The 22,386-nt window shown below is 62.0% G+C and carries 21 protein-coding genes; 16 read left to right on the top strand and 5 right to left on the bottom strand.

Annotated features, from left to right (window positions below; genetic code table 11):
• Window positions 1–119 precede the first annotated feature (119 nt).
• Window positions 120–908, bottom strand: coding sequence for an alpha/beta hydrolase (locus tag OLSU_RS07060; protein ID WP_013252267.1), 789 nt, complete (start codon window positions 906–908; stop codon window positions 120–122).
• 320 nt (window positions 909–1,228) lie between these two features.
• Here OLSU_RS07060 and OLSU_RS07055 point away from each other — a divergent pair, with 320 nt between their 5' ends.
• The 5 genes from OLSU_RS07055 (at window position 1,229) to OLSU_RS07035 (ending at window position 6,787) form a co-directional block, all read left to right on the top strand.
• Window positions 1,229–2,677, top strand: a complete 1,449-nt coding sequence (locus tag OLSU_RS07055) for an amino acid permease (RefSeq protein ID WP_013252266.1) — start codon at window positions 1,229–1,231, stop codon at window positions 2,675–2,677.
• A gap of 118 nt (window positions 2,678–2,795) precedes the next feature.
• Window positions 2,796–3,683: a 6-phosphogluconolactonase gene (locus tag OLSU_RS07050; RefSeq protein WP_201781568.1), complete on the top strand. Its 888-nt coding sequence runs from the start codon at window positions 2,796–2,798 to the stop codon at window positions 3,681–3,683.
• A gap of 2 nt (window positions 3,684–3,685) precedes the next feature.
• A complete protein-coding gene (locus tag OLSU_RS07045) occupies window positions 3,686–4,624 on the top strand; it encodes a ribokinase (protein WP_013252264.1) in 939 nt (312 codons plus the stop codon).
• A gap of 80 nt (window positions 4,625–4,704) precedes the next feature.
• Entirely contained in the window at window positions 4,705–5,667 is a 963-nt protein-coding gene (locus tag OLSU_RS07040; protein WP_013252263.1) for a dihydrodipicolinate synthase family protein, read from the top strand.
• A gap of 154 nt (window positions 5,668–5,821) precedes the next feature.
• The gene (locus tag OLSU_RS07035) at window positions 5,822–6,787 is read left to right on the top strand and encodes a PfkB family carbohydrate kinase (RefSeq protein ID WP_013252262.1); all 966 of its coding nucleotides are present in this window, start codon (window positions 5,822–5,824) and stop codon (window positions 6,785–6,787) included.
• Between the two features lie 32 nt (window positions 6,788–6,819).
• Here the strand turns inward: OLSU_RS07035 and frlD (OLSU_RS07030) are convergent, their stop codons facing one another.
• On the bottom strand, window positions 6,820–7,605 hold the full coding sequence (gene frlD, locus OLSU_RS07030; RefSeq protein ID WP_013252261.1) for a fructoselysine 6-kinase: 786 nt from the start codon (window positions 7,603–7,605) through the stop codon (window positions 6,820–6,822).
• A gap of 270 nt (window positions 7,606–7,875) precedes the next feature.
• Here frlD (OLSU_RS07030) and frlD (OLSU_RS07025) point away from each other — a divergent pair, with 270 nt between their 5' ends.
• The 8 genes from frlD (OLSU_RS07025) (at window position 7,876) to OLSU_RS06990 (ending at window position 15,072) form a co-directional block, all read left to right on the top strand.
• Window positions 7,876–8,676: a fructoselysine 6-kinase gene (frlD, locus tag OLSU_RS07025; RefSeq protein ID WP_013252260.1), complete on the top strand. Its 801-nt coding sequence runs from the start codon at window positions 7,876–7,878 to the stop codon at window positions 8,674–8,676.
• A 103-nt stretch (window positions 8,677–8,779) separates the two neighbouring features.
• Window positions 8,780–9,604, top strand: coding sequence for a fructoselysine 3-epimerase (gene frlC / locus OLSU_RS07020; RefSeq protein WP_013252259.1), 825 nt, complete (start codon window positions 8,780–8,782; stop codon window positions 9,602–9,604).
• An 18-nt stretch (window positions 9,605–9,622) separates the two neighbouring features.
• Entirely contained in the window at window positions 9,623–10,477 is an 855-nt protein-coding gene (locus tag OLSU_RS07015) for an amidohydrolase family protein (RefSeq protein ID WP_013252258.1), read from the top strand.
• A gap of 6 nt (window positions 10,478–10,483) precedes the next feature.
• Entirely contained in the window at window positions 10,484–10,912 is a 429-nt protein-coding gene (locus OLSU_RS07010) for a secondary thiamine-phosphate synthase enzyme YjbQ (RefSeq protein ID WP_013252257.1), read from the top strand.
• A gap of 137 nt (window positions 10,913–11,049) precedes the next feature.
• Window positions 11,050–11,784 carry a GntR family transcriptional regulator gene (locus OLSU_RS07005; protein WP_013252256.1) on the top strand — a complete coding sequence of 245 codons (735 nt, stop codon included), beginning with the start codon at window positions 11,050–11,052 and terminating at the stop codon, window positions 11,782–11,784.
• On the top strand, window positions 11,777–12,502 hold the full coding sequence (locus OLSU_RS07000) for a GntR family transcriptional regulator (protein WP_013252255.1): 726 nt from the start codon (window positions 11,777–11,779) through the stop codon (window positions 12,500–12,502). Before OLSU_RS07005 ends, OLSU_RS07000 begins: the two co-directional genes overlap by 8 nt.
• Before the next feature lie 135 nt (window positions 12,503–12,637).
• Window positions 12,638–14,161: an FGGY-family carbohydrate kinase gene (locus tag OLSU_RS06995; RefSeq protein ID WP_013252254.1), complete on the top strand. Its 1,524-nt coding sequence runs from the start codon at window positions 12,638–12,640 to the stop codon at window positions 14,159–14,161.
• Between the two features lie 74 nt (window positions 14,162–14,235).
• Window positions 14,236–15,072, top strand: a complete 837-nt coding sequence (locus tag OLSU_RS06990; protein WP_013252253.1) for a BtpA/SgcQ family protein — start codon at window positions 14,236–14,238, stop codon at window positions 15,070–15,072.
• Window positions 15,073–15,266: 194 nt separating this feature from the next.
• On the opposite strand, the gene fucO is transcribed toward OLSU_RS06990, so the two are convergent.
• Together fucO and OLSU_RS06980 are read right to left on the bottom strand one after the other, a co-directional pair.
• Window positions 15,267–16,430 (bottom strand): lactaldehyde reductase, encoded by a 1,164-nt coding sequence (gene fucO / locus OLSU_RS06985; RefSeq protein WP_013252252.1) that lies wholly within the window; start codon window positions 16,428–16,430, stop codon window positions 15,267–15,269.
• Between the two features lie 297 nt (window positions 16,431–16,727).
• Window positions 16,728–17,828 carry an ATP-binding protein gene (locus OLSU_RS06980; RefSeq protein ID WP_013252250.1) on the bottom strand — a complete coding sequence of 367 codons (1,101 nt, stop codon included), beginning with the start codon at window positions 17,826–17,828 and terminating at the stop codon, window positions 16,728–16,730.
• Window positions 17,829–18,077: 249 nt separating this feature from the next.
• Between OLSU_RS06980 and OLSU_RS06975 the strand changes: the two genes are divergently transcribed.
• Window positions 18,078–18,305, top strand: coding sequence for a hypothetical protein (locus OLSU_RS06975; protein WP_013252249.1), 228 nt, complete (start codon window positions 18,078–18,080; stop codon window positions 18,303–18,305).
• A 178-nt stretch (window positions 18,306–18,483) separates the two neighbouring features.
• Here OLSU_RS06975 and OLSU_RS06970 read toward each other — a convergent pair whose 3' ends face one another.
• A complete protein-coding gene (locus tag OLSU_RS06970) occupies window positions 18,484–20,022 on the bottom strand; it encodes a glycoside hydrolase family 32 protein (RefSeq protein WP_041548977.1) in 1,539 nt (512 codons plus the stop codon).
• A 61-nt stretch (window positions 20,023–20,083) separates the two neighbouring features.
• Between OLSU_RS06970 and OLSU_RS06965 the strand changes: the two genes are divergently transcribed.
• Both OLSU_RS06965 and OLSU_RS06960 read left to right on the top strand, forming a co-directional pair.
• Window positions 20,084–21,049 (top strand): histidinol-phosphatase, encoded by a 966-nt coding sequence (locus OLSU_RS06965; RefSeq protein ID WP_236697183.1) that lies wholly within the window; start codon window positions 20,084–20,086, stop codon window positions 21,047–21,049.
• A gap of 189 nt (window positions 21,050–21,238) precedes the next feature.
• Window positions 21,239–22,288: an inorganic phosphate transporter gene (locus tag OLSU_RS06960; RefSeq protein WP_013252246.1), complete on the top strand. Its 1,050-nt coding sequence runs from the start codon at window positions 21,239–21,241 to the stop codon at window positions 22,286–22,288.
• Window positions 22,289–22,386: the final 98 nt, after the last annotated feature.

The following is a 22,386-nucleotide window of genomic DNA, read 5'->3' as shown; positions in this document are numbered from 1 at the left end:
GTTCTGGCGCGCACCCTTCCCGTTCGGTGGCCCCTCGCATGCGTGCCCATGCCTGAGGGGACGGGCGTCGACATGGCTTGGCCGACCTTGTCCCCTCCGGCGCCCTGTGCCGGAGACTCTTAGCAGCCTGACCCTTCCATCCCGCAAAGCATGCGGATGGCGCGCTCTATGGCCGTGTTCCAGAAGAGGAAGTCGTGACGTCCGGGCCAGCTGGAGAAGCTGTTTTGTATGCCGAGGCGCGTGAGTTCCCGTGCGACCTCCTCGACGTACGGACAAAATGGGTCATCGGTTCCGACCATCTGGATGATCCTGGGGATGGCGCCGGCACCATGGCTGAGGACGGACATTCTCGCGGTGCTTGCTATCGAGTCGTCCTCAAGGGGTCCCGAGGGTCCGAACACCGCCCTCCACTCGTCGCTGCCGAAGAAGAGGCTCGAGAAGTCGTTTACGAGGGCCAGCGGGTCTGTGACGGGGGAGAGGGCGACGACGCCTCCGTAGCGGTCAGGGTTCTCGAGCGCAATCCTCAGGGCACCAAAGCCGCCCATGCTCTCGCCCGCTATGAACGTGTGGTTCCTGTCGGAGGGGAGCCTGAACCAGGTGTGGATGAGGCCTGGCAACTCTTGGGAGATCCAGTCAAGGTAGTGCGGACCGTAGGTCATGTTCTCGTAGAAGCTGCGGTTGCCGTCCGGCATGATGACTGCGAAACCGTAGATTTTGGCGTAAGCCTCGATCATCGAGAAACGCGTCCACTCGTTCGAGTTGGAGCCAAGCCCGTGCAGAAGGTATAAGACGCGGACCCCATCATCTATCTTGGTCCAGAAGTCCTCGGACTCATCTGGTATGATCACGTTCACATGCTGGGTGATACGCAGTGACTTGGAGTAGAGGTCTCCGCTCAGGGTGCTCATGGCCCGACTCCTTCCGACAGCGCCCGTCCTCGTCGTAGCGTATGGGAAAACCATCGAGATGCCAAGTCATACCATGGCAGGGATGCCCGATGCATCGGTTTGCGCAAGGCGTTGGGAAAACCTGGGGGCAGAGTCCGCACGTCACGTGTTACTTAAAAGTATAGATAACCATTACGGTAAATTTATACCACTTACCGAAAGGTAAATAAGTATGGAATAATAATTGACCACTTGTGCAATCCTACTCCCTAGGGGCACCGTGGGCGATTGCCAGTCTCCCGGCGTCTCGAAACGCTAGCGATGAAACGAGAGGAGTGGGCATGTCTGGCAACAAAGAAGTTGTCAAGGGTGGCGAGGGCATGGAGCGCCACCTCGGCCTGAGCACGGCAATCGCGCTCGGTGTCGGAACTACCATCGGCTCAGGAATCTTCACATCGGTCGGCGCGGTTGCCGCGGCGGCTGGCGCGCCGCTTCTGACGATCCTCGCCTTCCTGCTCGGCGGCATCATCATGATTCCGCAGAACCTCATCTATGCGGAGTATTCTACGGCCTACTCCGAGGACGGTGGACAGTTTGTCTACTTCCGCGAGGCCGGATGGCCGTTCATGGCCATGTTCTTCATCTGGTCCTGCTGGTGGGCCTCTGATCCTGTTGGCATCGCGATCATGGCCCTCACGGTCGCGAACTACCTCGCGTTCTTCACCGGCTGGTCCTCGATGGTCGTCTCTGTCATCGCATGCCTGCTGATCATCTTCTTCACTTGGCTGCATATGTGCCATAAGCATGCGGGCGCCAAATGGCAGAACTTCATTACCGCGTTCAAGGTCATCCCGTTCCTGCTCCTTGTCGTCGTCGGCCTGTTCTTCATCAGTGGCGGCAACTTTGGGGCCGCTCCCGTCGCGAGCTCCGCTGCCGCCTCGGGAAACATCTTCGGTGCAATGATCGCCGGCGTTGCCGCGACCACGTGGTCTTATGACGGCATGCAGACCTGTGTCACCATGGGTGGTGAGGTCAAGAACCCCAAGAGGAACATGCCGATCGCCCTGATCGGTACGGTCTTCGCGGTCACCCTGCTCTACGTCCTGCTGTCCGTCTCTGCCGTCGGCCTGGTCGACATCGACGTCCTCGCCGCATCCGACGCGCCTGTCGCCGAGGCGTTCTCGCACATTCCGGGCATCGGCACCCAGGCCGGTACCGTCGCCGCCATCCTCGCCGTCGTTGTCGTAACCGGCTCCCTGTCCTCCCTCATCATGTTCCAGGCTCGTGGAGAGATGAAGGCCGCCCAGGAGGGCTACTGGTGGCGTTCCTGGGGCAAGATCGACCCCAAGTACGACTCCCCTGTCGTCTCGATGCTCTGGCAGTCTGGCTTTGCGCTCGTTCTCGTCTGGGCGACCAGCATCCAGTCCCTTGTCGCCATCTTCACCTTCATCTGCCTGCTGCGTAACGCCCTGCTCTTCTGTGCCTGGTTCTCCCTGAAGAGGAAGTCCAACTACCACCCGACCTTCAAGGCCCCCGGCGGTCCGGTCATGGCCATCCTTGCCATCGTCCCGTCGTTGATCCTGATGTTCGGCGAGCTGAGCGGCATCATCTCGGGCGAGGTCCCCCTGTTCAGCTTCAATCCGATCAGCGCCGGCATCTTGGTCGTCATCTCGGCGCTGCCGTTCTTCCTGCGCTGGAGGAGGGTCAACGCCGACATCATCGAGGAGGCCGAGGCCCGTCGTAACGCCGAGATCAAGAAGGAGGTTGCCGAGGAGGCCGCGGTCCAGTAAGGGCAGAACTGCAGCACCGTAGCAGGTGATCATCTGAGCCATCTGAACATTGCCACCCGGCCGTCGGACGAGAGTCGATCGTCGGGTGGCCGCTCTCTGGAGGTGTCAGGATATGCTGATGAACAGGCTCACGAGTCAGGAGATCTTCGACTGGTGCTCCATCCCTTGGCGGGAGCTCGATGGGAGGGACAAGAAGATCAAGCTCGCCGTCCGCAAGGACCGCAGGGAGATGATGGAGGAGATAGGCAGTCTCATGGCCGACGAGGTCAAGGAGCACAATGCCCAGGGGCTGCCGACGAAGTGGGTGCTCCCCGCAGGTCCCTGCGACGAGTACGACGGCTTCATCAGGAGGGTGAACGAGGAGGGGATCGACTGCACGAACCTCTGGGTGTTCCACATGGATGAGTTCCTCGACTGGCAGTGTCGCCCGTATCCCGTCTCGGACGCCTATGAGAGCCTCGAGGGTACCATGGCGGCTTGCTTCTACGACAGGATCGACGAGGAGCTGCGGCCCGGGGAGGACCATAGGATCTGGCCAAGGATCACGAACCTCGACTACCCGGACGAGATGTGCGACAAGCTCGGCGGCGTCGACACCGTGTGGGCGGGCGTGGGGGCCACGGGCCTCATTGCGTTTGACGAGGAGCCTCGCGACTACTGGTGCCGACCGACGGTCGAGGAGTACGCAGACTCCAAGACGAGGATCGTCGACATCAACTCCGATACCATGTTGGCGATGGCGGAGCGCTCGTTCGGCACCTGCCTCGACCGCGTCCCGCCCAAGGGCCTTACCATCGGCTTCCACGTCATCTGTTCCGCCAGGCGGGCGGTCTACATGGTGGCGACCGGCGACTGGAAGAAGACGGTCTGCCGCATCATGCTCTTCAGCGATCCGACGACCGAGTACCCTGTCACCATCCTGCCCAAGTACGTGTCTGACGTGACGCTCTACACGGACGAGTACACGATCGACCACCCCATGTCACACGAGACGAAGGGGTGGTAGGGATGTCGGCAAAAGACGTCATCGTCCTCAACAGCCATGGGGTGGGGCAGTACGCGTATTGCGACCGCATGCCCCGCTGGGGGGAGACCCTCTCGGTCAGGAAGTGGCATATCGCCGAAGACGGCGGGAAGGGCTCTAACGTGACCGTGGCGCTTGGGCGCCTTGGGCTGAACGTGGCCTACGTCGGCAAGGTGGGGAATGACGCGTGGGGCGACCTCGGTGACAGATGGATGCGCGAGGCAGGCGCGGATACGACCTACCTCTACCGCGACCCTGGCGTATCGACGGGGACGGGTCTCGTCCTCATCGCGCCCGACGGTCGAAACTCGATCATCGATGGGGACAGCTCGGGCGCCGCCCTCACCATCGAGGAGGTATATGCCGCAATCGACGCGATGGCCGGCTCGAAGTACTTCGTCACGGGCTTCGAAATACCCGAAGAAGTCGCGCTTGCCGGTGCTCGCCATGCCTGCGAGCTGGGTATGAAGACCGTCCTCAACCCGTCACCGCTCCCAGAGGGAGGGCTCTCCCCGATCGGCTACATCGACTACCTCTTCGTGAACGAGGTGGAGTCCGAGCACATCGCGGGCGTCTCGGCGAACGATCCGAGGGAGCTTGCGGCTGCGGTGCTCAGGGTGACCGGTGCGAAGAACGTTGTCGTGACCCTGGGTTCCGAGGGCTCCTGCGCCCTTACGGAGGAGGGCGACTTCATCGAGGTCGATCCCGTCCACGTGGACAACGTGGCCAACACCGCCGGAGCTGGCGACGGCTTCATGGCCGCTACGGTGGCCGGGCTCGTGCGGGAAAAGCCCCTGCGCGAGGCCATGGAGTGGGCGAGCCACTATGCCGCGCTGGTAGTCACCATCGACGGCACCATCCCCGCCTATCGTCCCCTCGACGAGGTCGAGGCCTTCATCGAGAGAGAGGATGTCTTGTCATAGGGTGACAGCTTTCTTTCTGGTGGCATGGAGCACAATTGAGGTTATCTGTATCTATTTCAAGAGGGAACGGAGCTCGTGGGATGTCACACTACATCACCGGCGTACTGACCGAGATCTGCACGCCGTTCAGGGAGGGCGGGCAGATTGACTTCGAGTACCTGCACGATCTGATTGCTTGGCAGATCGGCTGCGGCATCGAGAACTTCTTTGTCAACGGCTATGCGGGTGAGTCCTTCGAGCTCTCGTTTGACGAGAAGCTCGAGGTTCTCGGCTGCGTCCACGAGGCAAGCCAGGGGCGCGCCAAGATCATGGGATGCTCCTTCGAGAATGACCTCCGTGCAAACAGGAGGCTCCTCGACGCCTACGAGGAGACGGGAATGTGTGACTGCTACTGCGTCACCGCACCCCCCTTCTACAAGTTCTCCCAGGCGGCGCTCTATGACTGGACGGCCGAGCTGATTGATTATGCCAAGCGTCCCGTATTCATCTACAACTGTCGCGAACAGGGTGTCATGTACGCGCCCGAGACCCTGGGCAAGTTGGCACGCGAGCACAAGAACCTGCGCGGATTCAAGGATGCGTCGACTGACATCATCAACTTCCAGAACGACCTGCTTCAGGTCGATCCCGAAGACTTCGACCTCGTGGGCGGCTGTGACGGATTTGACGGCATCATGGTGCTCCTCGGTGGCGTGGGCTGCGTCTCCTTCATGGCCGTGCCCTTCCCTCGCGAGATGAAGGAGATCGTCGACAAGGGCCTCGCTGGCGACTGGAAGGGATGTGTCGAGGCCCAGCAGAAGGTCCTGCGCATACGCAACATTCTCAAGAAGACACCGTTCAACGCGGGTTGGAACTGGGCGATGCAGTATGGCTTCGGGCGCCCGACCATCTCTCGCATGGGCGAGAAGCAGGACTGGGTCCCCCTTGAGGTCAAGAGGGAGCTTGATGACCTCATGGTCGAGTACGGCTACCAGAGCCTTGGCGACAAGATCTCACCGACCGAGCTTGACGAGGAGCTATCCGGAAGGACGGACTTCCGCTGAGCACGGGCGCTCGAGGCGATGTGCCCATCGGTTGAGGTGGGGGACCCCGGCATACCCCATCCCAGTCACTTGTTGGAGATCGGCGGCGATAGATTCGATGGGGCCGCACGGGGCGGGCCCGGATCCGCCTCCGAACAAGGAACGGAGCGTTGAAATGGGCAAGAACGGACCTATCGACGTGATCGTGATGAACTCCCATGGCGTCGGCCAGGTGTGCCGCGTCCACCGCCTCCCTCGTCGCGGCGAGACCATGGAGGCCTGGGACTGGCATGTCGAGGAGGACGGCGGCAAGGGTGCCACCGTCTCCGTCGCGCTGGGTCGCCTGGGTGTCTCGACCGCTTACATCGGCAAGGTCGGCTATGACCCCTGGGGCGACCTGGGAGACAAGTGGATGAGCGAGTCTGGGGTGGATACCACCCACCTGTATCGCGACCGCAGCGTCTCCACGGGCACCGGTCTCATCATGATCGACGACGATGGGCTCAACACCATCGTCGATGGCGATTCCGCCTGCAAGGCACTCACTATCGAAGAGATCCATGATGCCATAGGGGCCATGAGGGAGGCCAAGGTCTTCATCACGGGCTTTGGCATGCCCTACCAGAAGGCCCTCGCCGGTGCCAGGATCGCCAAGGCGGAGTTTGGCATGGAGACGTTCTGCAACGCGTCGCCGCTGCCGTCTGACCTTCTGGGCAACCTCAGCTTCGTGGACCACCTCGTCGTCAACGACGTCGAGGGCAGGGTGCTGTGCGGGTTGCCGGAGGACTCCGGCGTGTCCTTCGAGGACGTCTGTCACAAGATAGTCGCCGATCACGGCTGCCACGGCGTGATCATGACCTGCGGTCCCGATGGCTCTGCCGTGCTCGATGGCGATGAGTACTTCTTCGTCGAAGGCACCAGGGTCAAGGCCGTCTATACGATTGGCGCCGGCGACGGCTACCTTGCCGCCACGGCAGCAGGGCTCGTGTGGGGCAAGCCCCTCAGGGAAGCGTGCGAGTGGGCCAGCAAGTATGCTGCCTGTAAGGTTACGCGCGAGGGGACGATGACCAACCGTCCCGGTGAGGGCTATCCTCCGCTCGCCGACGTCGAGGAGTGGATGAGGGCGCACGCCGAGCAGTGAACCGAGCAGCGAAGCGCCCCATAGCATGGCCGCTACCATGCTCCCGGATACTGCAGGGTGACCGCCGAGCTCCGGGCCCCCTCGTCCATGCAGGCCGGTATATCCTTGCCCTCGAGGACCCCCTTGAGGAAGCCTGCGATGAAGGAATCGCCCGCACCCATGGTGTCCACGACGTCGACCTCGACGATGCCATGCTTGTAGAACCGATCGCCATCGTAGGAGAGGCTTCCGTGCTCGCCGAGCGTCACGGTGACGACCTTGGGTCCCATGGCCTGCTTGCGCTTCATGAACTCCCTGATCCGCTCGGTGTCATCCGACTCGAGGCCGAAGAAGGCATAGTCGACGTTGGGGATCGAGGCGTCGACAATGGGGTCGTCGGGCTGATCGGAGTAGTCGAACGCGATGGGCGTGCCGTGGGCCCTGATCTTTCCCAGGTCCTCGGCCGTGTGCCCCCAGATACCGCTCACGACGAGGTCCTGTGAGCAGAGGAACTCGACGTCCTCGTCGGTCAGCCTGAAGTCCTCCATCACACCCTCGACGTAGTCGCCGAACACGCGGTTTCCGCTGACGATCTCGACGTAGGTCACGGCGGTGGGGCCTTCGTCCACATGGACGTGGCTCGTGTCGACGCCCCTTGCGTCAAGTGCGTCGACGAGGAGCTTCCCCTGCTCGTCGGTACCCACGGCACCGGTGTAGGAGGCGTCCACGCCCATCCGCCTGAGGTATACGGCAACGTTGACCGGGTTTCCTCCCGGATACTGCCTGCCCTCCTTTTCGTACACGTCGACGCAGTTATCACCCGTGGTGGCAACCTTCACGATGATCCCCCCTAGAGTCAAAGGCGTATGCACCCCCACTATAGGAGGACCGGATGCCTCCTTATGGTTGTATTCGTGTAGAGGTATGAAAATATCGCCTATCGGTATATAGATTCACATCGCTGTGCCTCGGCTTTGAAAATTAGTAGAAGTGGTGTTGAACGTTATAAAAAATACGGTGAACGGTAGTTGGGACATTCGTCCACAGTATGTGTGAGAATGATAATATATAAGTATATCATATTTACATACCAGACGGAGGAGACGCGAATGAAGGCGGCCTGCATTGGCGATAACTGCGTCGACTACTATCGCAACCTCGATCGCGGCTATCCCACGGGGAACGCCGTTGATACGGCGGTCAACATGCAGCATCTCGGGGTCCCTTCGGCAATCATCTCGACGACCGGATCTGACGAGTATGGGACCTGGATGATCGAGTCCCTTAGGAGGGAGGGCCTCGACACCTCGCACCTCAAGGTCGCGAAGGGTAGGACTGCCGTCACGTACATGGACCTCGAGGGCCTGGACCGCGTGCATGGCGAGTACGAGGAGGGCGTCCTGGCCGACATGGTCTTTGATGACGAGGACGTCCGATTTGCCTGCACGCACGACATCGTGCATACCGCCCTCTGGGGAAACGCCGAGTCCACCCTTCCCAGAATCCATGAGGCTGGCATCCTCGTGAGCTTTGACTATGCCGACAGGCTTGACCATCCGCTGGTCGAGAGCACGCTCGGCTCGGTCGACTATGGCTTCTACTCCTATCACAGGGGCAAGGATGACTTCATCCGAGACTTCCTCAGGGACAAGGTGGATCGGGGCCTCAAGGTCGCCACCGCCACCTTTGGCGAGGAGGGGAGTCTCTCCTGGGATGGGGCCAGGTTCTATGACGGTCCGGTCTATCCGGCGGAACACCTGACCAATACGGTCGGTGCCGGCGATTCGTTCGTCGCGGGCTTCCTTGTGGGCGTCCTCAACGGTGATGGCACTGACGGCTGCCTGGACCGTGGCGCACGCATCGCCTCTCGGATAGTGAGCGTCTTCGAGCCTTGGGTCGTCAGCGAGTGACCACCTATCCGATGGGGGTGGTCATCGGATGCCGAGCGGCAGAAGGGGCCTTTGACTTTTCGTCAAACGGCTGGCAGTGGGGTTGCAGGAGAAAGGACGGGGTATGTTCAAGATCGGCATGTTCACATCAGGTTATCAGCGCAACAACATCGAAGACATGTTCATCGACGCCAGGCGCTTTGGCTATGACTACATAGAGCTTTGGGGAGGGCGTCCCCATGCATATGCTCCTGACCTTGCCGATGGTGACATCGATGAGATCATCCGCCTGCGCGACAAGTACGGTGTGCCCATCACGGGCTTCTGCCCCGAGCACAACGCCTATCCCTATAACTTCATGATCGGATCCGAGCGCCAGCGCGAGGATGCCGTTCGCTACCTGAAGGTCTGTCTTGACCAGGCGAAGGCCCTGGGTTCGGACTTCATGCTTATCTCGCCTGCGCATGCGGGATACGAGACGACGTATGTGCAGATGCATGACCGTCTGTACAGGACCGTAGAGGACCTGGCCGCCTATGCCAAGAACGTCGGCGTGAAGCTCGTCGTAGAGACGCTCACCCCCGAGGAGTCGAACTGCTTCAAGAACGCCGACGATCTCCTCGACCTCTTCGAGCACGTGGATAACGACTATCTGTATGGCATGATGGACATCGTGGTGCCGTTCATCCAGCAGGAGCAGATGACGAGCTACTTCACGCTGCTCGGGGACAAGCTCTACCACCTGCATATCCCTGACTCCAATGGTGTCGACGCGACCCACCTGGTTCCAGGCGAGGGCGTCACGCCATACAAGGAGCTCCTGCAGGAGATTCGCGATCTGCCCTACGAGCGGACCGCGACGATCGAACTCGTCACCAACTACCTGAGCGAGCCGCGCCTCTACTCGAGGCGCTCCATCGACAATGTGCGCGCAATGCTCGACGAGTAAGGGCATGGGTGGGAAGACATGTTCATCGACGTTCACGCTCACCCAGCGTTCTATGAGCCGATCAACGATGACCCAAGACGCGAGGAGATGCGCCACGAGGTGCTCGACATCCACCTCAACGGCATAGCCAAGCTCGAACACGTCTTGAACCAGATGCGGCTTGCCGGCCTGGACAAGATGTGCCTCATCCCCCAGGACTATCTGAGCGAGGCTGGGTGCACGCCCGTCACGAACGAGGAGGTCAAGAGGCTCGTCGACCTGAGGCCTGACGAGTTCATAGGCTTTGCCGCCGTCGACCCACATGACCTCGAGGCGCCCGACAAGCTGGAGCACGCCTTCGCCGACTTGGATCTCAGGGGACTCAACCTGCATCCGGGCAGGCAGCGCTTCTATCCCATGGACGGCTGCGTGCAAGGGCTCTATGACATCTGCGAGCGCTACAACAGGCCGGTGATGTTCCACACGGGGATGTCATGGGAGCCCCATACGCTTGCCAAGTACGGAAGGCCCGTCGAGTTCGAGGAGCTTGCGGAGACCAGGCCAAGGCTGCGCTTCTGCTTGGGCCACTTTGGGTGGCCATGGTTGGAAGAGGCGGCGATGCTCATGGTCAAGCACAAGAACGTCTATGCGGACACGGGACTCCTGTACTTCGACAGCGCGAGGGAGTTCTATGCGCATCTCTTTACACGAGAGCTCCCCAGCACCTGGATCGACAGGAGCCTCCGCCACCAAGTGATGTTCGGCAGCGACAGCCCACGCTTCGAGCAGATCAGGATGGCACGCGCACTGGACGGGCTGGGACTCAGGGAGAGCACGGTCGAACTGATCAAGGGTGCCAACGCACTCGACTTCCTCAATGGCTTGGAGCAGTGAGTACCCATGGTGTTCGAAGAGAGCTTCACGTTCCTCACGAGCGAGTACAACCAGTACATACTCGTGACCGACAAGATCGAGCAGGCCGTACGGGAGAGCGGCATCAAGAACGGCATGGTGACCGCCATCTCGAAGCACACGACCGCCGGCATTACCACCAACGAGGCCCTTGAGTGCCTCGAGAGCGACATAGACGCCTTCCTTGCCCGCCTGGTCCCAGAGGACCATCCGTATTCCCATGCAAGGATGCTGTCGGACTACGGTTCGACGGCGGGCAACCCAACCGGGCACCTCAAGGCCCTGCTCACGGGGAATCACGCCCATTTCGTCGTGCGCGACGGTATGGTCGAGAGGGGTGGAGCACAGGAGGTCTACCTCTGCGAGTTCGACGGTCCGTCAGAGAGGACCCTCATCGTTCAGGTGATGGGAGACTAGACGCCTCCGCATGCCTCGGTGTGCCGGTGACGCAGCGGTCCATGTCCGCGCAAAGGGGTTGTGGACCAACGGCTATAATATGGGCGTAATCAGGGAGGCGTTGCAGGAGACGATACTTTGAATGGACTGGAACCCAGATGAGTTCAAGAGACGAGATTGCCGAACTCATCCAGTCTTTTATCATCGACAAGGGGCTAGGGCCAGGGGACAGGCTCCCGTCCGAGCGCGAGCTGTGCGAGATATGGGGCGTGAACAGGATGACGTTGAGAAACGCCATCAAACGCCTTGAGGAGCTCGGCGTGTTGGAGAGCAAGGTGGGTCTGGGCACCTTCGTCGCAAAGCCCAGAATCGTGCGCAACCTTCAGGACACCCTGAGCTTCTCGGACGCCGTTCGCGCTGCGGGCGGCAAGCTCACCAGGCACGTCGTGTACAGCGGGCTTGTCGAGGCAGACAAGTTTGCAATGAAGCACCTTCACGTCATGCTCGCCTCCCCCGTGCTGGCGCTGATCCGCGTCGCGAGCATCGATGGAGAGAAGGCCGCCATCGAAAACGTCCTTGTGAATGCCCGCGGCTGCGATGGCATAGAGCGGCATGACTATTCCGTGGAGTCACTCTACGGAGTGCTCCAGGATGACTACGGTATCATCGCGGACCATGGGTCAGAGAAGATCGACGTCACGTCGCTTGACGAGGACGAGGCGGGATTGCTTGGGTGCCCTGTGGGCGCGCCGGCGTTTTTCCAGGAGGGCCTGATGCTCAACCAAAACGGTGATCCCCTGGAGTACTTCACGAACGTGATCATGCCCCGTCACGTCATCTTGGGTACCGAACTCAGGCCTTTCGTCAGTGAAGATGGGACCAGGGATGTCTAGGATCGATGAGAACTCCCCCATTTTCATGCAGCTGCGCGAGGTTGTCCGTGGGCGCATCACCACCGGAGAGTATGCTCCCGGCGTCGCCATTCCCTCGGAGAACGTGCTGGCACAGACCTACGGGATCAATCGCCTTACCGTGAGAAGCGCGCTTGACGGCTTGGTGAAGGAAGGCCTCCTCAAGAGGGTCCAGGGCAAGGGCGTCTTTGTCGTGGGGAAGCGCATCGAGCGCAACCTCGACTACCTCACTGGGTTCCACAAGGCCATCGAGGGAGGGTTCTCGAACCCCGGGGTAAAGATCCTCGAGAGAAAGAGGCGCCAGGCAGGAGCCTTCTACGCCCATGAGCTGGAAATCTCTCCTGACGACGACATCATCTACATCAAGAGGCTCTGTTTCGCGGACGGTAAGCCCATATCCCTGGAACATGTCTACGTGCCCTTCGAACTGTTCCCCAACCTGCTGGATGTCGATCTCGAGGTGTTCTCCCTCCAGGAGATCTACGGCTTCTATGGCTCTGCCCCGGAGCGTGCCTGGCAGACCCTGGACATCGTTTCCGCCGAGCCCAAGCTGGCAAGGATGTTTGGGCTGGGCGAAGACCGTGACGTGCTGCTCTTCACCTGTTACACCTATAGGCCAGACGGTAGGATGATCGAGTTCATGCAGTCCTACAACAGAAGTGACTCGTGCTTCTTCACCGTCAAGGTCGCCAATAACTGACACAGCTGACTCTGCCATCGTGCCGCTCGTCTGATGCGGCCGACCGCTAACGTGGTCCATCGCGAAAAATCAGTCAGATGGTATAGATAATAGGTATAGTTATCTATTATCTGCCCTGGTGTGAAGGGATTGCTCATGGCAAGCGCTTACTTCATGGGAATCGACACGGGTACGTTTGCGAGCAAGGGCGTTCTCATTGATGCGGATGCCAGCGTCGTCGCCCAGAGCGCGGTAGGGCATGGCATGGAGAACCCACGTCCAAACTTCTACGAGCATGACGCCGAGGCCGTATGGTGGCATGACTTTTGCCAGATCAGCAACGAGCTCATCTCCAAAAGCGGAATCGACCCAAAGGAGATCGGAGGCGTCGCGGCAAGCGCGCTGGGCGCAGACTGCCTTCCGGTGGATGAGGAGTGCAACCCCCTTCGCAAGGCGATCCTCTACGGTATCGACGCACGCGCCCTCGACCAGTGCCGTGAGCTTACGGAAATGTATGGCGAAACGCAGATCAGAGCCTGGTTCGGCCGTCCGCTCGGGTCCTCTGACGTGATGCCGAAGATCCTATGGATCAAGGAGAACGAGCCTGACGTGCACGCCCGCGCTCACAAGTTCCTGACCGGGTCGAGCTACATCACTGCCAAGTTGACCGGCGAGTACTACGTTGACAAGTTTCTGGGCCTCGCGAGCTTCAACCCGCTCTATGGCCAGGACGGACGACCCGACCCCAGGCTGTGTGGGCCAGTCTGTCGGCCAGACCAGCTGGCCAAGGTCGGCGAAACGACTGACATCGCCGGATGCGTCACGGCAAAGGCATCAGGCGAGACCGGCCTGGCGGAGGGAACGCCGGTGACCGTCGGAACGGATGACTCGGGCGCGGAGGGAATCTCGTGCGGCATCGGCAGACTGGGCGACCTGATGCTGCAGCTCGGCTCCTCCGTCTACATGTTCCTCGTCACGGACCACCTGGTGAGTGATGATCGAATCTGGCGCGAACGCTTCATCATCCCCGGCACGTTCGATGTGTCCGCCGGCACTAACACGGCGGGGACGTTGACGAGGTGGCTTCGCGACACTGTGTTCGTCGACCTCAAGAATGCCGCCGACGCCCGTGGGGAGAATGCCTACGCAGCAATGGCAAGGGAGGCCGAGGACGTGCCCTTGGGGAGCGACGGCCTCCTCTGTCTGCCGTACTTCGCGGGGGAGCGCACGCCCATCAACGATCCAGATGCGCGGGGCGCCTACTTTGGCCTTCGCCTCTCGCATACGCGCGCGCATCTCTGCCGGGCGGGGCTTGAGGGCGTCGCCTATTCCATCAACCAGCACTTCAGGATCTTCGAAGAAGACGGCCTCCCCATCAGGCGGGTGATGGCTGCTGGCGGGGGCACCAAGAACCCCCTGTGGATGCAGATCGTCGCCGACGTGACGGGCAAGGAGATCGCCGTCCCCTCGATTGGCATCGGGGCCAGCTATGGGGATGCGATGATGGCCGCCGTCGGCACGGGCGCCTGGAGCGGCTTTGACGAACTTGCGAGCAAGGTGCGCACGGGAGTCACGTATAAGCCCGACGGGGACAGCTGCGAGAGATACCGTGAATACCAGGCGGTGTTTGACAGGCTGTACCCTGCCACCAAGGAGCTCATGCACGAGCTGCGAGGATAGGCGCAGGTTTGTCCCGGGGAAGTACGCCCAAGTCCAAGAGCTCTGCAGACAGCCCAAGATGATGGGGGTCGACCATGTGGATTGACGAACTGTTTGGTACCAGGAAACCCATAATCTCGATGCTTCACCTTGACCCGCTCCCCGGAGACCCACGCTTCGGTCACAATGGGGGGACCCTCAAAGGTGCCGTCGAGCATGCCAAGAGGGACCTGGACGCACTCCAGAGGGGAGGCGTGGACGGGGTCATCGTCTCGAACGAGTTCTCCCTTCCGTACCAGCGTCACATGGACTACGTGACCCCGGCCTCCATGGCCTACGTCATCGGCCAACTCAAGCCCCAGCTGTCCGTGCCGTACGGCGTGGATGCCATCTCCGACGGACTTGCGTGCATAGAGCTTGCTGCCGCGTGTGAGGCCGCCTTCGTCCGCGGCACGTTCTCTGGCGTCTATGTAGGTGACGGCGGGCTCTATGACAACGACTTCTCTGTGCTCATGAGGAGGAAGGCCGCCCTTTGCCTTGGCGACCTTAAGATGCTGTACTTCATCAACCCCGAGTCTGACCGGAGCCTGGATACGCGTGCCCTGTCGGACATCGCCGCTTCGACGATCTTCAAGGCGCACCCCGATGGGCTCTGCGTGTCGGCGGCCTCTGCGGGCTCCGATGTCGACAGGGATCTGATCGACTCCGTAAAGAGGAAGAACCCAGAGGTAGCCGTCCTGGTTAATACAGGCTGTCGTCCCGATACCATCCGCGAGAAGCTCTCTGTCTGCGATGCCGCCGTCGTTGGGACGTACTTCAAGGAGGGGGGCCGCTTTGAGGATGCGCGCTTCGACAACGTCCGCGTGGACGTCGATCGTGTGAGAGAGTTCATGGACGTCGTCCATGATGTGCGCGTGGGTCTGCAGCGATGACGGACACATGACTGGCAACGGGCCGTGACCGATCTCTCGCTCGGTCCGGACGACTTGGTGCCGTCGCGGCATTCGACGGCACCAAGTCGCATTCCTTTACGATGAGGGGAGAGGGGCAGGGGCGGAACTTCCTCGTCCTCTCGTCCGGCTTCGAGGCATGGGAGCAGAGCCAGGCCCCTCCGTGCGTCGCGCCCCTACGCCATGATCTTGCGGAACAGTTCCTTTACCTGCTCGTGCGTGGCCTCGCGGGGGTTGCCGGGATAGCAGGCATCGGCGAGGGCGTCATCTGCCAGCTGGTCCAGGTCCTCCTCCACAAGTCCCCTGCACGTCTTGGGGATGCTGACGTCCTCAGAGAGCCTGCGCACGGCGGCGATGGCCGCGTCGGCGGCCTCCTCGGTGCTCATGCCCGTGGTGTCGACGCCCATGGCCGTGGCGATCCTGGCCTGCCGCTCGGCCACGACGGGCTTGTTGAACTCCATGGAGATGGGCAGCAGCATAGCGCACGCGACGCCGTGCGGCGTGTCGTAGTGGGCCGAGAGCGTGTGCGCCATGGCGTGGTCGATGCCCAGGCCCACGTTGGAGAAGCCCATGCCAGCGATGTACTGGCCCAGAGCCATGCCCTCGCGGCCCGAGGCGGGCTCGCCCGCCTTCGCCTCGGCGTAGGCGTCGCGTAGGTGCGAGCTGATGAGGCTGATGGCCTCGTAGTGGAACATGTCCGAGAGCTCCCAGGCTGCCTTGGTCGTGTAGCCCTCGATGGCGTGGGTGAGCGCGTCCATGCCGGTGGCGGCGGTGAGGCCCGCGGGCATGGAGGCCATCATGTCGGGGTCGACCACGGCGACCTCGGGGATGTCGTTGGTGTCCACGCACACGAACTTGCGGACCCTCTCTGGGTCGGTGATCACGTAGTTGATGGTGACCTCGGCAGCGGTGCCGGCCGTGGTGGGCACGGCGATGGTGAAGGTGGCGTGGTTCTTGGTGTCCGCCACGCCCTCGAGCGAGCGCACGTCGCCGAATTCGGGGTTCTCCTTGATGACGCCGATGGCCTTGGCGGTGTCCATGGAGGAGCCGCCGCCGATGGCTACGATGCAGTCGGCACCGGACTCGTTGATGGCCCTCACGCCGTCCTGGACGTTCTGGATGGTGGGGTTGGGCTTGATCTCGGAGTACAGGTCCCAGGCCACGCCGGCCTCGTCCAGAAGGTCGGTGACCCTGGAGGTCACGCCGAACTTCACGAGGTCGGGGTCGGAGCAGACGAAGGCCTTCTCCAGGCCGTGGCGCTTGATCTCGCCGGGGATCTCCTTGATGGCACCCGAGCCGTGATACGAGATGGTGTTGAGGACGAAGCGATTGACACCCATGACTTGTACTCCAATCGATGCTCTTTTGAACATTCCAAGACCTAGTGCGACTGGTTGGGCTGCGCTGGTTCCTTACGGTCGCACATCAGGAGGTGATTCGCAACCAAAACGGTCTCCCCGCGCTGGTTGATGACGGCTAGGCTCTCGACCACCATCTCATTGACCTCTGCGCTAGCGCATGCAGTCGAGACGGACGCACCTACGGGTGGGGTAACCCATAGGAAGCGGCCCCGTCTCGGAGATTCCTCGGGCTTGAGTCGCTTCACCATCTGACAAGTGGTCCTACATACCAGGGACTCACTCGTCTGGCATCCTGCTGGCCACGTAGTCGGCAAAGCCCGGCAAGCTGAAGCACACGATGCCGCGGGCAAGCTCATCTATGACCCCGGCGGACTGCAGCCGTGCGCGGTACGAGGAGGCGTAGCGGCTGGTGACGCCCATTCTCCTCGCTATGTCCGCCAGTCTGCTCTCTCGTTTGTCCGGGAGCATGGCTTCGACGAAGAGCAGGTCCGTTGGGGACAGCTCGCGATAGGTCGACGCGAGCACATGGCTTTCGAAGTCCCTCCGCGCGCCAGCGATGCCATGCCGTGCCGCGGCAAGCGAGATGCGCGCATCGCCTTGTGCCGCCTGCCAGCTCCTGAACCCCACGAGCTGCAGCATGTAGGGAAAGCCGTCCACGGCCTCGATGCAGGCAGAGAGCGCCCTCTCGTCGATTGCCTTCCCAGCAGATTCGATCGTCCTCCGCATGGCATCGGCGACATCCGCATCGCTGATGCGCGCAAGCCTATGCTGCTGGGCCCTCCTGAGGAACGAGACGCTCTTGTTCGAGAGGAGTGCGCTTACGTTGCCGGGAAGACCGGCCATGACGAGGGCGACCTTGCGGCCCTCTCGCACGAAATGCTGGTAGACGGAGGCGAGCGCAATCATCTCGTCTAGGCTGGCGTCCACTTCGTCTATGGTCATGAGCAGCCCGACGTCCCGATCGCCCAGATCGTCGAGCACATCGCTCATGCGTGTGCGCCAGTTGCTCGCCTGCCGGCCGCCGTGCTCCCATCCAGCGCTTACGGGGCCAATGCCCAAGCTCGTCAGCCGCACCCCCTCATGCGTCTTGATAAATCCCCGCGCCTTGCGCAGAACCTGCTCGTAGAGGTCCTCCAGCATGCCGGGAATGGCGGACGTGCTGACGGCAACCCAGCCGTTTTCCTCGGCATCTTCGCTGATGTACGAGAGGCAGACCGTTTTCCCGGTGCCGCGCGCTCCGATCAGGATGCTTGAGAGATTGGGATTGCCCCGTCCTTGCTCCAGGGCGCCATGCATCTCTTGCAGCAGTGCGTCTCGTCCCGCGAGGATGGCGGGGGCCGTGCCAAATGCTGGGGTGAAAGGATTGGGCTGGCTCACGGGTCTGCCTCCTTTGCCTGTTTTTGCCTCCTTTGCCTATTTTTGCCTCTTTTGCCTCCTGTAACAAGTACAGCGTAGCGGCAGGGGAACCCAGCTGATGGATAGGTCTACAGAGCCCAACGCTTCACGAGTGTCTCCCTCTGTGACAGGTCCGTGCATGCCGTTCAGTAAATCACGGTGCGACACGTCGCCAAGAAACGCTATAAACAGGGGGGCAGAGAGACGCAACATGACAAAGGAGATGTGGATATGGGTAGGAAGCGTGATTGGGTGGGCATCGTTTTCGGGACGATATGGTTTCTCATGGCCGCGCTCATACTGGCGCTCTATCTGACGGAGAGCCTGACCGGGAGCATTCCCATACCGCGCGTGTTCCTGTTCTTCTACGATTGGCTGGGTATTCTGCCGGGAAGCGTCGTGCAGCTGGTCGCAAGCGCGCTCGTCGTCTTCTTCAGTGTCAGGGGAAGGGCCCGATGACGAGGGCCCGATGACGGCGTCGGCTTGCGCCGTCCTTCGGATCGCAGCGAATGACATGGCTGCAAAAAGGTGAAAAATGCAGCCCATCCTACCGTAATGCAGCCTCTCCTAGCGCATCGCGCTACAGCCCGTACCGCTGTCCTCAGACACGCAGGCAAGCGTCAGGGTCGGCCGCACGCTAGCGCGTGACCAGGTAGTTGACCGAGAGGGGCCTCATGCTCCAGGCAGCTGCCTCGCCGATCCGCCCGAACGTCGCGCATAGGGTGAGCGCGTCTGTCTCGGCGTAGTAGCGGGTGCCAAAGACGGTCTCGCCGCCGTTGAGGAAGATCTCGAGCACAGAGGTGTCCACCAGGATGCGCAGGTCATGGACCTCACCGCAAAGCGCTTGCCTCACCGTGCGCCCCTGCCCCACGGAATCGTCCGTGAAGGCCAGCTCGGCCACGCCGTCCGCGATGCGCAGCTCGAGGAAGTCGTCGAAGCGCACGACCCCGTTGCCGCTCACGCCGCCGAGAAGCACGTCGCCCACCTTGCCGCAGATGGTGACCTTGCGGCGCTGGGCTTCGCCCTGTGTGCCCTGGCCTGGGTGCCTGCCGTCCTCGGCACAGGGCCCCTCGCCCTCGATGGGGAGCCGCTCGCCCCTAAGCGAGTCGATCTCCGCCGCTGGCTGCTGCAGGATGCGCCCGCTCCTCTCGTCCAGGGAAAGCACGCGGGGGACGGTGAGGCAGCCGCGCCAGCTGTCCGTGGGATTGTCGTACGGTCGTACGTCGTTCTTGTCGTGGGGGAGGCTCATCCATCCGACGAGGATCGTGCGACCCTGCTCGTCCACGAGGGTCTGGCAGGCGTAGTAGTCAAAGCCATGGTCCCATTCCACGAAGCCGTCGGCGCTGACGCCGGCCTGGTCCGTGGCATGCGGCGCGGAGGCGCCCATGAGCAGCGCGTCCTCGCGCATGAGGTCGCAGATCGTCCCCTCGATGGGGAAGTAGCCGGCCGAGTGGACGTTCTGGCACTTGTGGGCATAGTTATCGGTGCCCTGGGGACAGCAGGCGAGAAACTCGCGGGTACCTTCCTCGCCGCCCAGCACGATGCGGTCAGGGCACTCCCACATGTAGCCGAACGCAGGTCCCTGGTTGGTGAGCGAGCCCGAGAGCCCCCACCTCTCCCCGTCAGGCGAGTCGTACATGAGGATCGAGCCGCGCGAGTCCGTGCGGGTGCGGGCGCCCAGCATCATGTGGAGCGTCCCATCCTGGAGCCAGACCTTGGGATCGCGCACGTGGTTCGAGCAGTAGGCGGGATAGCCCGCGTTGTCGAGCACGACCTCCTTGGGTCCCAGGTTGATGCCGTTGTAGGAGCGCATGCGGGTCTGGTTGGCCAGGCGGCCCGCATAGGTGCCGTCGCCCTCCGGCTCGCGGACGTTTCCCGTGTAGTAGAGCCACAGCTCCTCGCCGTCCTGGGTCACGTAGGCACCGCCGGAGTACGATCCGTCACGGTCGCTGGGGGCGTCGGGCATCACGTGGCAGCCCAGGAAGACCCAGCTCACCAGGTCACGGCTGGCGAAGTGCCCCCAGCCGTGAGGGCTGTCGAGGTTGCCGGGGTACTCGGGCGCATTCTGGCAGAAGACGTGGTACGTGCCTCTGAACTGGCAGAGCCCATTGGGATCGGAGATGGATCCGTTCTGTGGGGCGAGGTGCAGCTTGGGACGCCAGGAATCGTTGCTCATTCTCGTTCTCCTCTCGCGGACGTCCCGTCGGCCGTCAGGCCACGGGGGAGTCGCCACCGGCATGTCCGTCCCTCTCAGGATATGTGAGAACGATTTCATATCGCGGGAAGAGGCGGCAAACGGCGCGAGTCGTCCGCGAGCGGTACCGCTGTGCATCGCCCGCGGCTTTGGGTATGGTGGGTCAGACAGGAAGGGGCTGACCAAGATGCTGAGGGCCAACTACCACACGCACACGGTGTTCTGCGACGGGAGCGACACGCCCGAGGAGATGGTGCGGGCCGCCCTCGGTCGCGGCTTCCTCCATTTGGGCTTCTCGGGCCACATGGACCCCGACATCCATATGGATTGGCCCGCATATATGGCCGAGATGGGCCGCCTGCGCGCGCTCTATGGAGACCGGCTGGACATTCTCGCGGGCGTCGAGCTGGACGGCGTCTACGATCCCGCGTGCGCACCTGGTGCCGAGTACACGATCGGCTCCACGCACTTCCTGCCCGTGGACTCGCCCGTGCCCATGAGCGTCGACAACAGCCCCCGCATGCTCCAGGAGCTTTGCCGTGACTACTACGGTGGAGACTGGCTGGCCCTCTGCCGCGCCTACTTTGAGCTTGAGGCGCAGGTGGTAGAACGCACCAGCTGCACGTTCGTGGGCCACTTCGACCTGGTCGCCAAGTTCAACGACGAGCTTCGCTTCGTGGACGAGACGGACGCACGCTACTTGGGCCCGGCACTTGATGCCATGGAGGCGCTGGTGGGCGAGGGCGTTCCCCTCGAGATAAACTGCGGTGCGGTGAATCGTGGCCTCAGGCGCGAGCTCTATCCGCGTCGTGAGCTGCTGTGCGCGCTTCGCGACTTTGGTGGCGAGATCGTGATCAGCTCCGACGCGCATCACGCGGAGTTGATCGACGGCGCCTTCGACGTGGCGGTTGCGACGGCGATCGAGTGCGGCTTCACCCACACGAACGTCCTCGTCCATGACGCGATGGGCAATGTGGAGTTCAGGCAGCTCGCGCTTGACGCGCTGTAGGGCCCGGTGCCGGCGATGCTTTCGATGCCTTCGGGTTGCGTTGCCCTGAGCGGACCCGGTCGCCGCGCTGCCCTGGGCAAGTTGACCACGGATTCGTAAAAGTTGGCCCTGCTCCCACACAAATCGATTCTCGTAGCTTGCGCTTCTCCCTCTTAAAGTAAGATGTGAGCACAAAAGGAAGGGACCATAGTGATCAGCTTCGAGCAATTTCTTGGCATGCTGCAGACGAACCCGTTTCTCGCAGTGGTCATCGCCCTTGTGCTGGGGACCATCTTCGTCAATGGCGCGACGGATGCGGCAAATGCCATCGCCGAGCCCATCGGCACCCGTTCCATAGGTGTGAATGCGGCCATCGCCATGAGCGTGGCCTGCAACTTCGTGGGCCTCGTGGTCATGACGATGATCTCGACCGCCGTCGCGGACACCATAAGCGGCATGGTCAACTTTGGCGGCAACACCCACACCGCCCTCATAGCGCTTGCCGCCGCAACCGTAGGCATCGTCGCCTGGGGTGTGGGCGCCTGGGTGTTCGGCATCCCCACCAGCGAGTCACACGCGCTCATAGCGGGTCTGACGGGGGCCGCCCTTGCCGTCAACGGGAACTTGGACGGCGTGAACATGGGCGAGTGGATGAAGGTCGTCTATGGCCTCGTGTTCTCGACCATTGCGGGCTTCGTCGCGGGCTGGTTGGTGACCAAGCTCATACGTACGGCTTGCCGGAACGTGAACCGCAGGAACGCCGATGAGCTCTTCGGCAGGCTGCAGGTCATAGGCGCCGCTGGCGTCGCGCTCATGCACGGTGCGCAGGACGGCCAGAAGTTCATGTCCACCGCGATGCTCGCCATCGCCCTCTCGGCCGGCCTGGGCGTCGCCGACATGGGGGGCTTCCCGCTGTGGGTCGAGGTGCTCTGCGCCGCCACCATGGCCATCGGCACTGCGGTCGGTGGCAAGCGCATCATCAAGAAGGTTGGCATGCAGATGGTGCAGATGGAGAAGTACCAGGGCTTCGCCGCCTCGCTCTCTGCCACCGTCTCGCTTCTGGTCGCCACGCTCACGGGTCTCCCTGTCTCCACGACCCATGCCAAGACGGCGGCCATCATGGGTGCCGGCGCCGCAAAGGACGTTCGCTCCGTCAACTGGGGCGTCGCCAAGGAGATGGTCTATACCTGGGTCTTCACCTTCCCGGGCTGCGGCCTCATCGGATTTTTTCTCGCCAAGCTCTTCCTCGTCCTGTTCTAGGGCATGTGTTCTACTAGGGCATGTGTTCTACTAGGGCATGCCCCCGCTCATTCCCTGCACTGACCGTCTGCACGTGCGAGCACCGTCTTCCACCCAAA

The sequence above is a fragment of the Olsenella uli DSM 7084 genome, from assembly GCF_000143845.1.
Lineage (GTDB): Bacteria > Actinomycetota > Coriobacteriia > Coriobacteriales > Atopobiaceae > Olsenella > Olsenella uli.
Note: the sequence above shows the minus strand (reverse complement) of the source record. Positions and strands in the feature narration are given on the sequence as shown.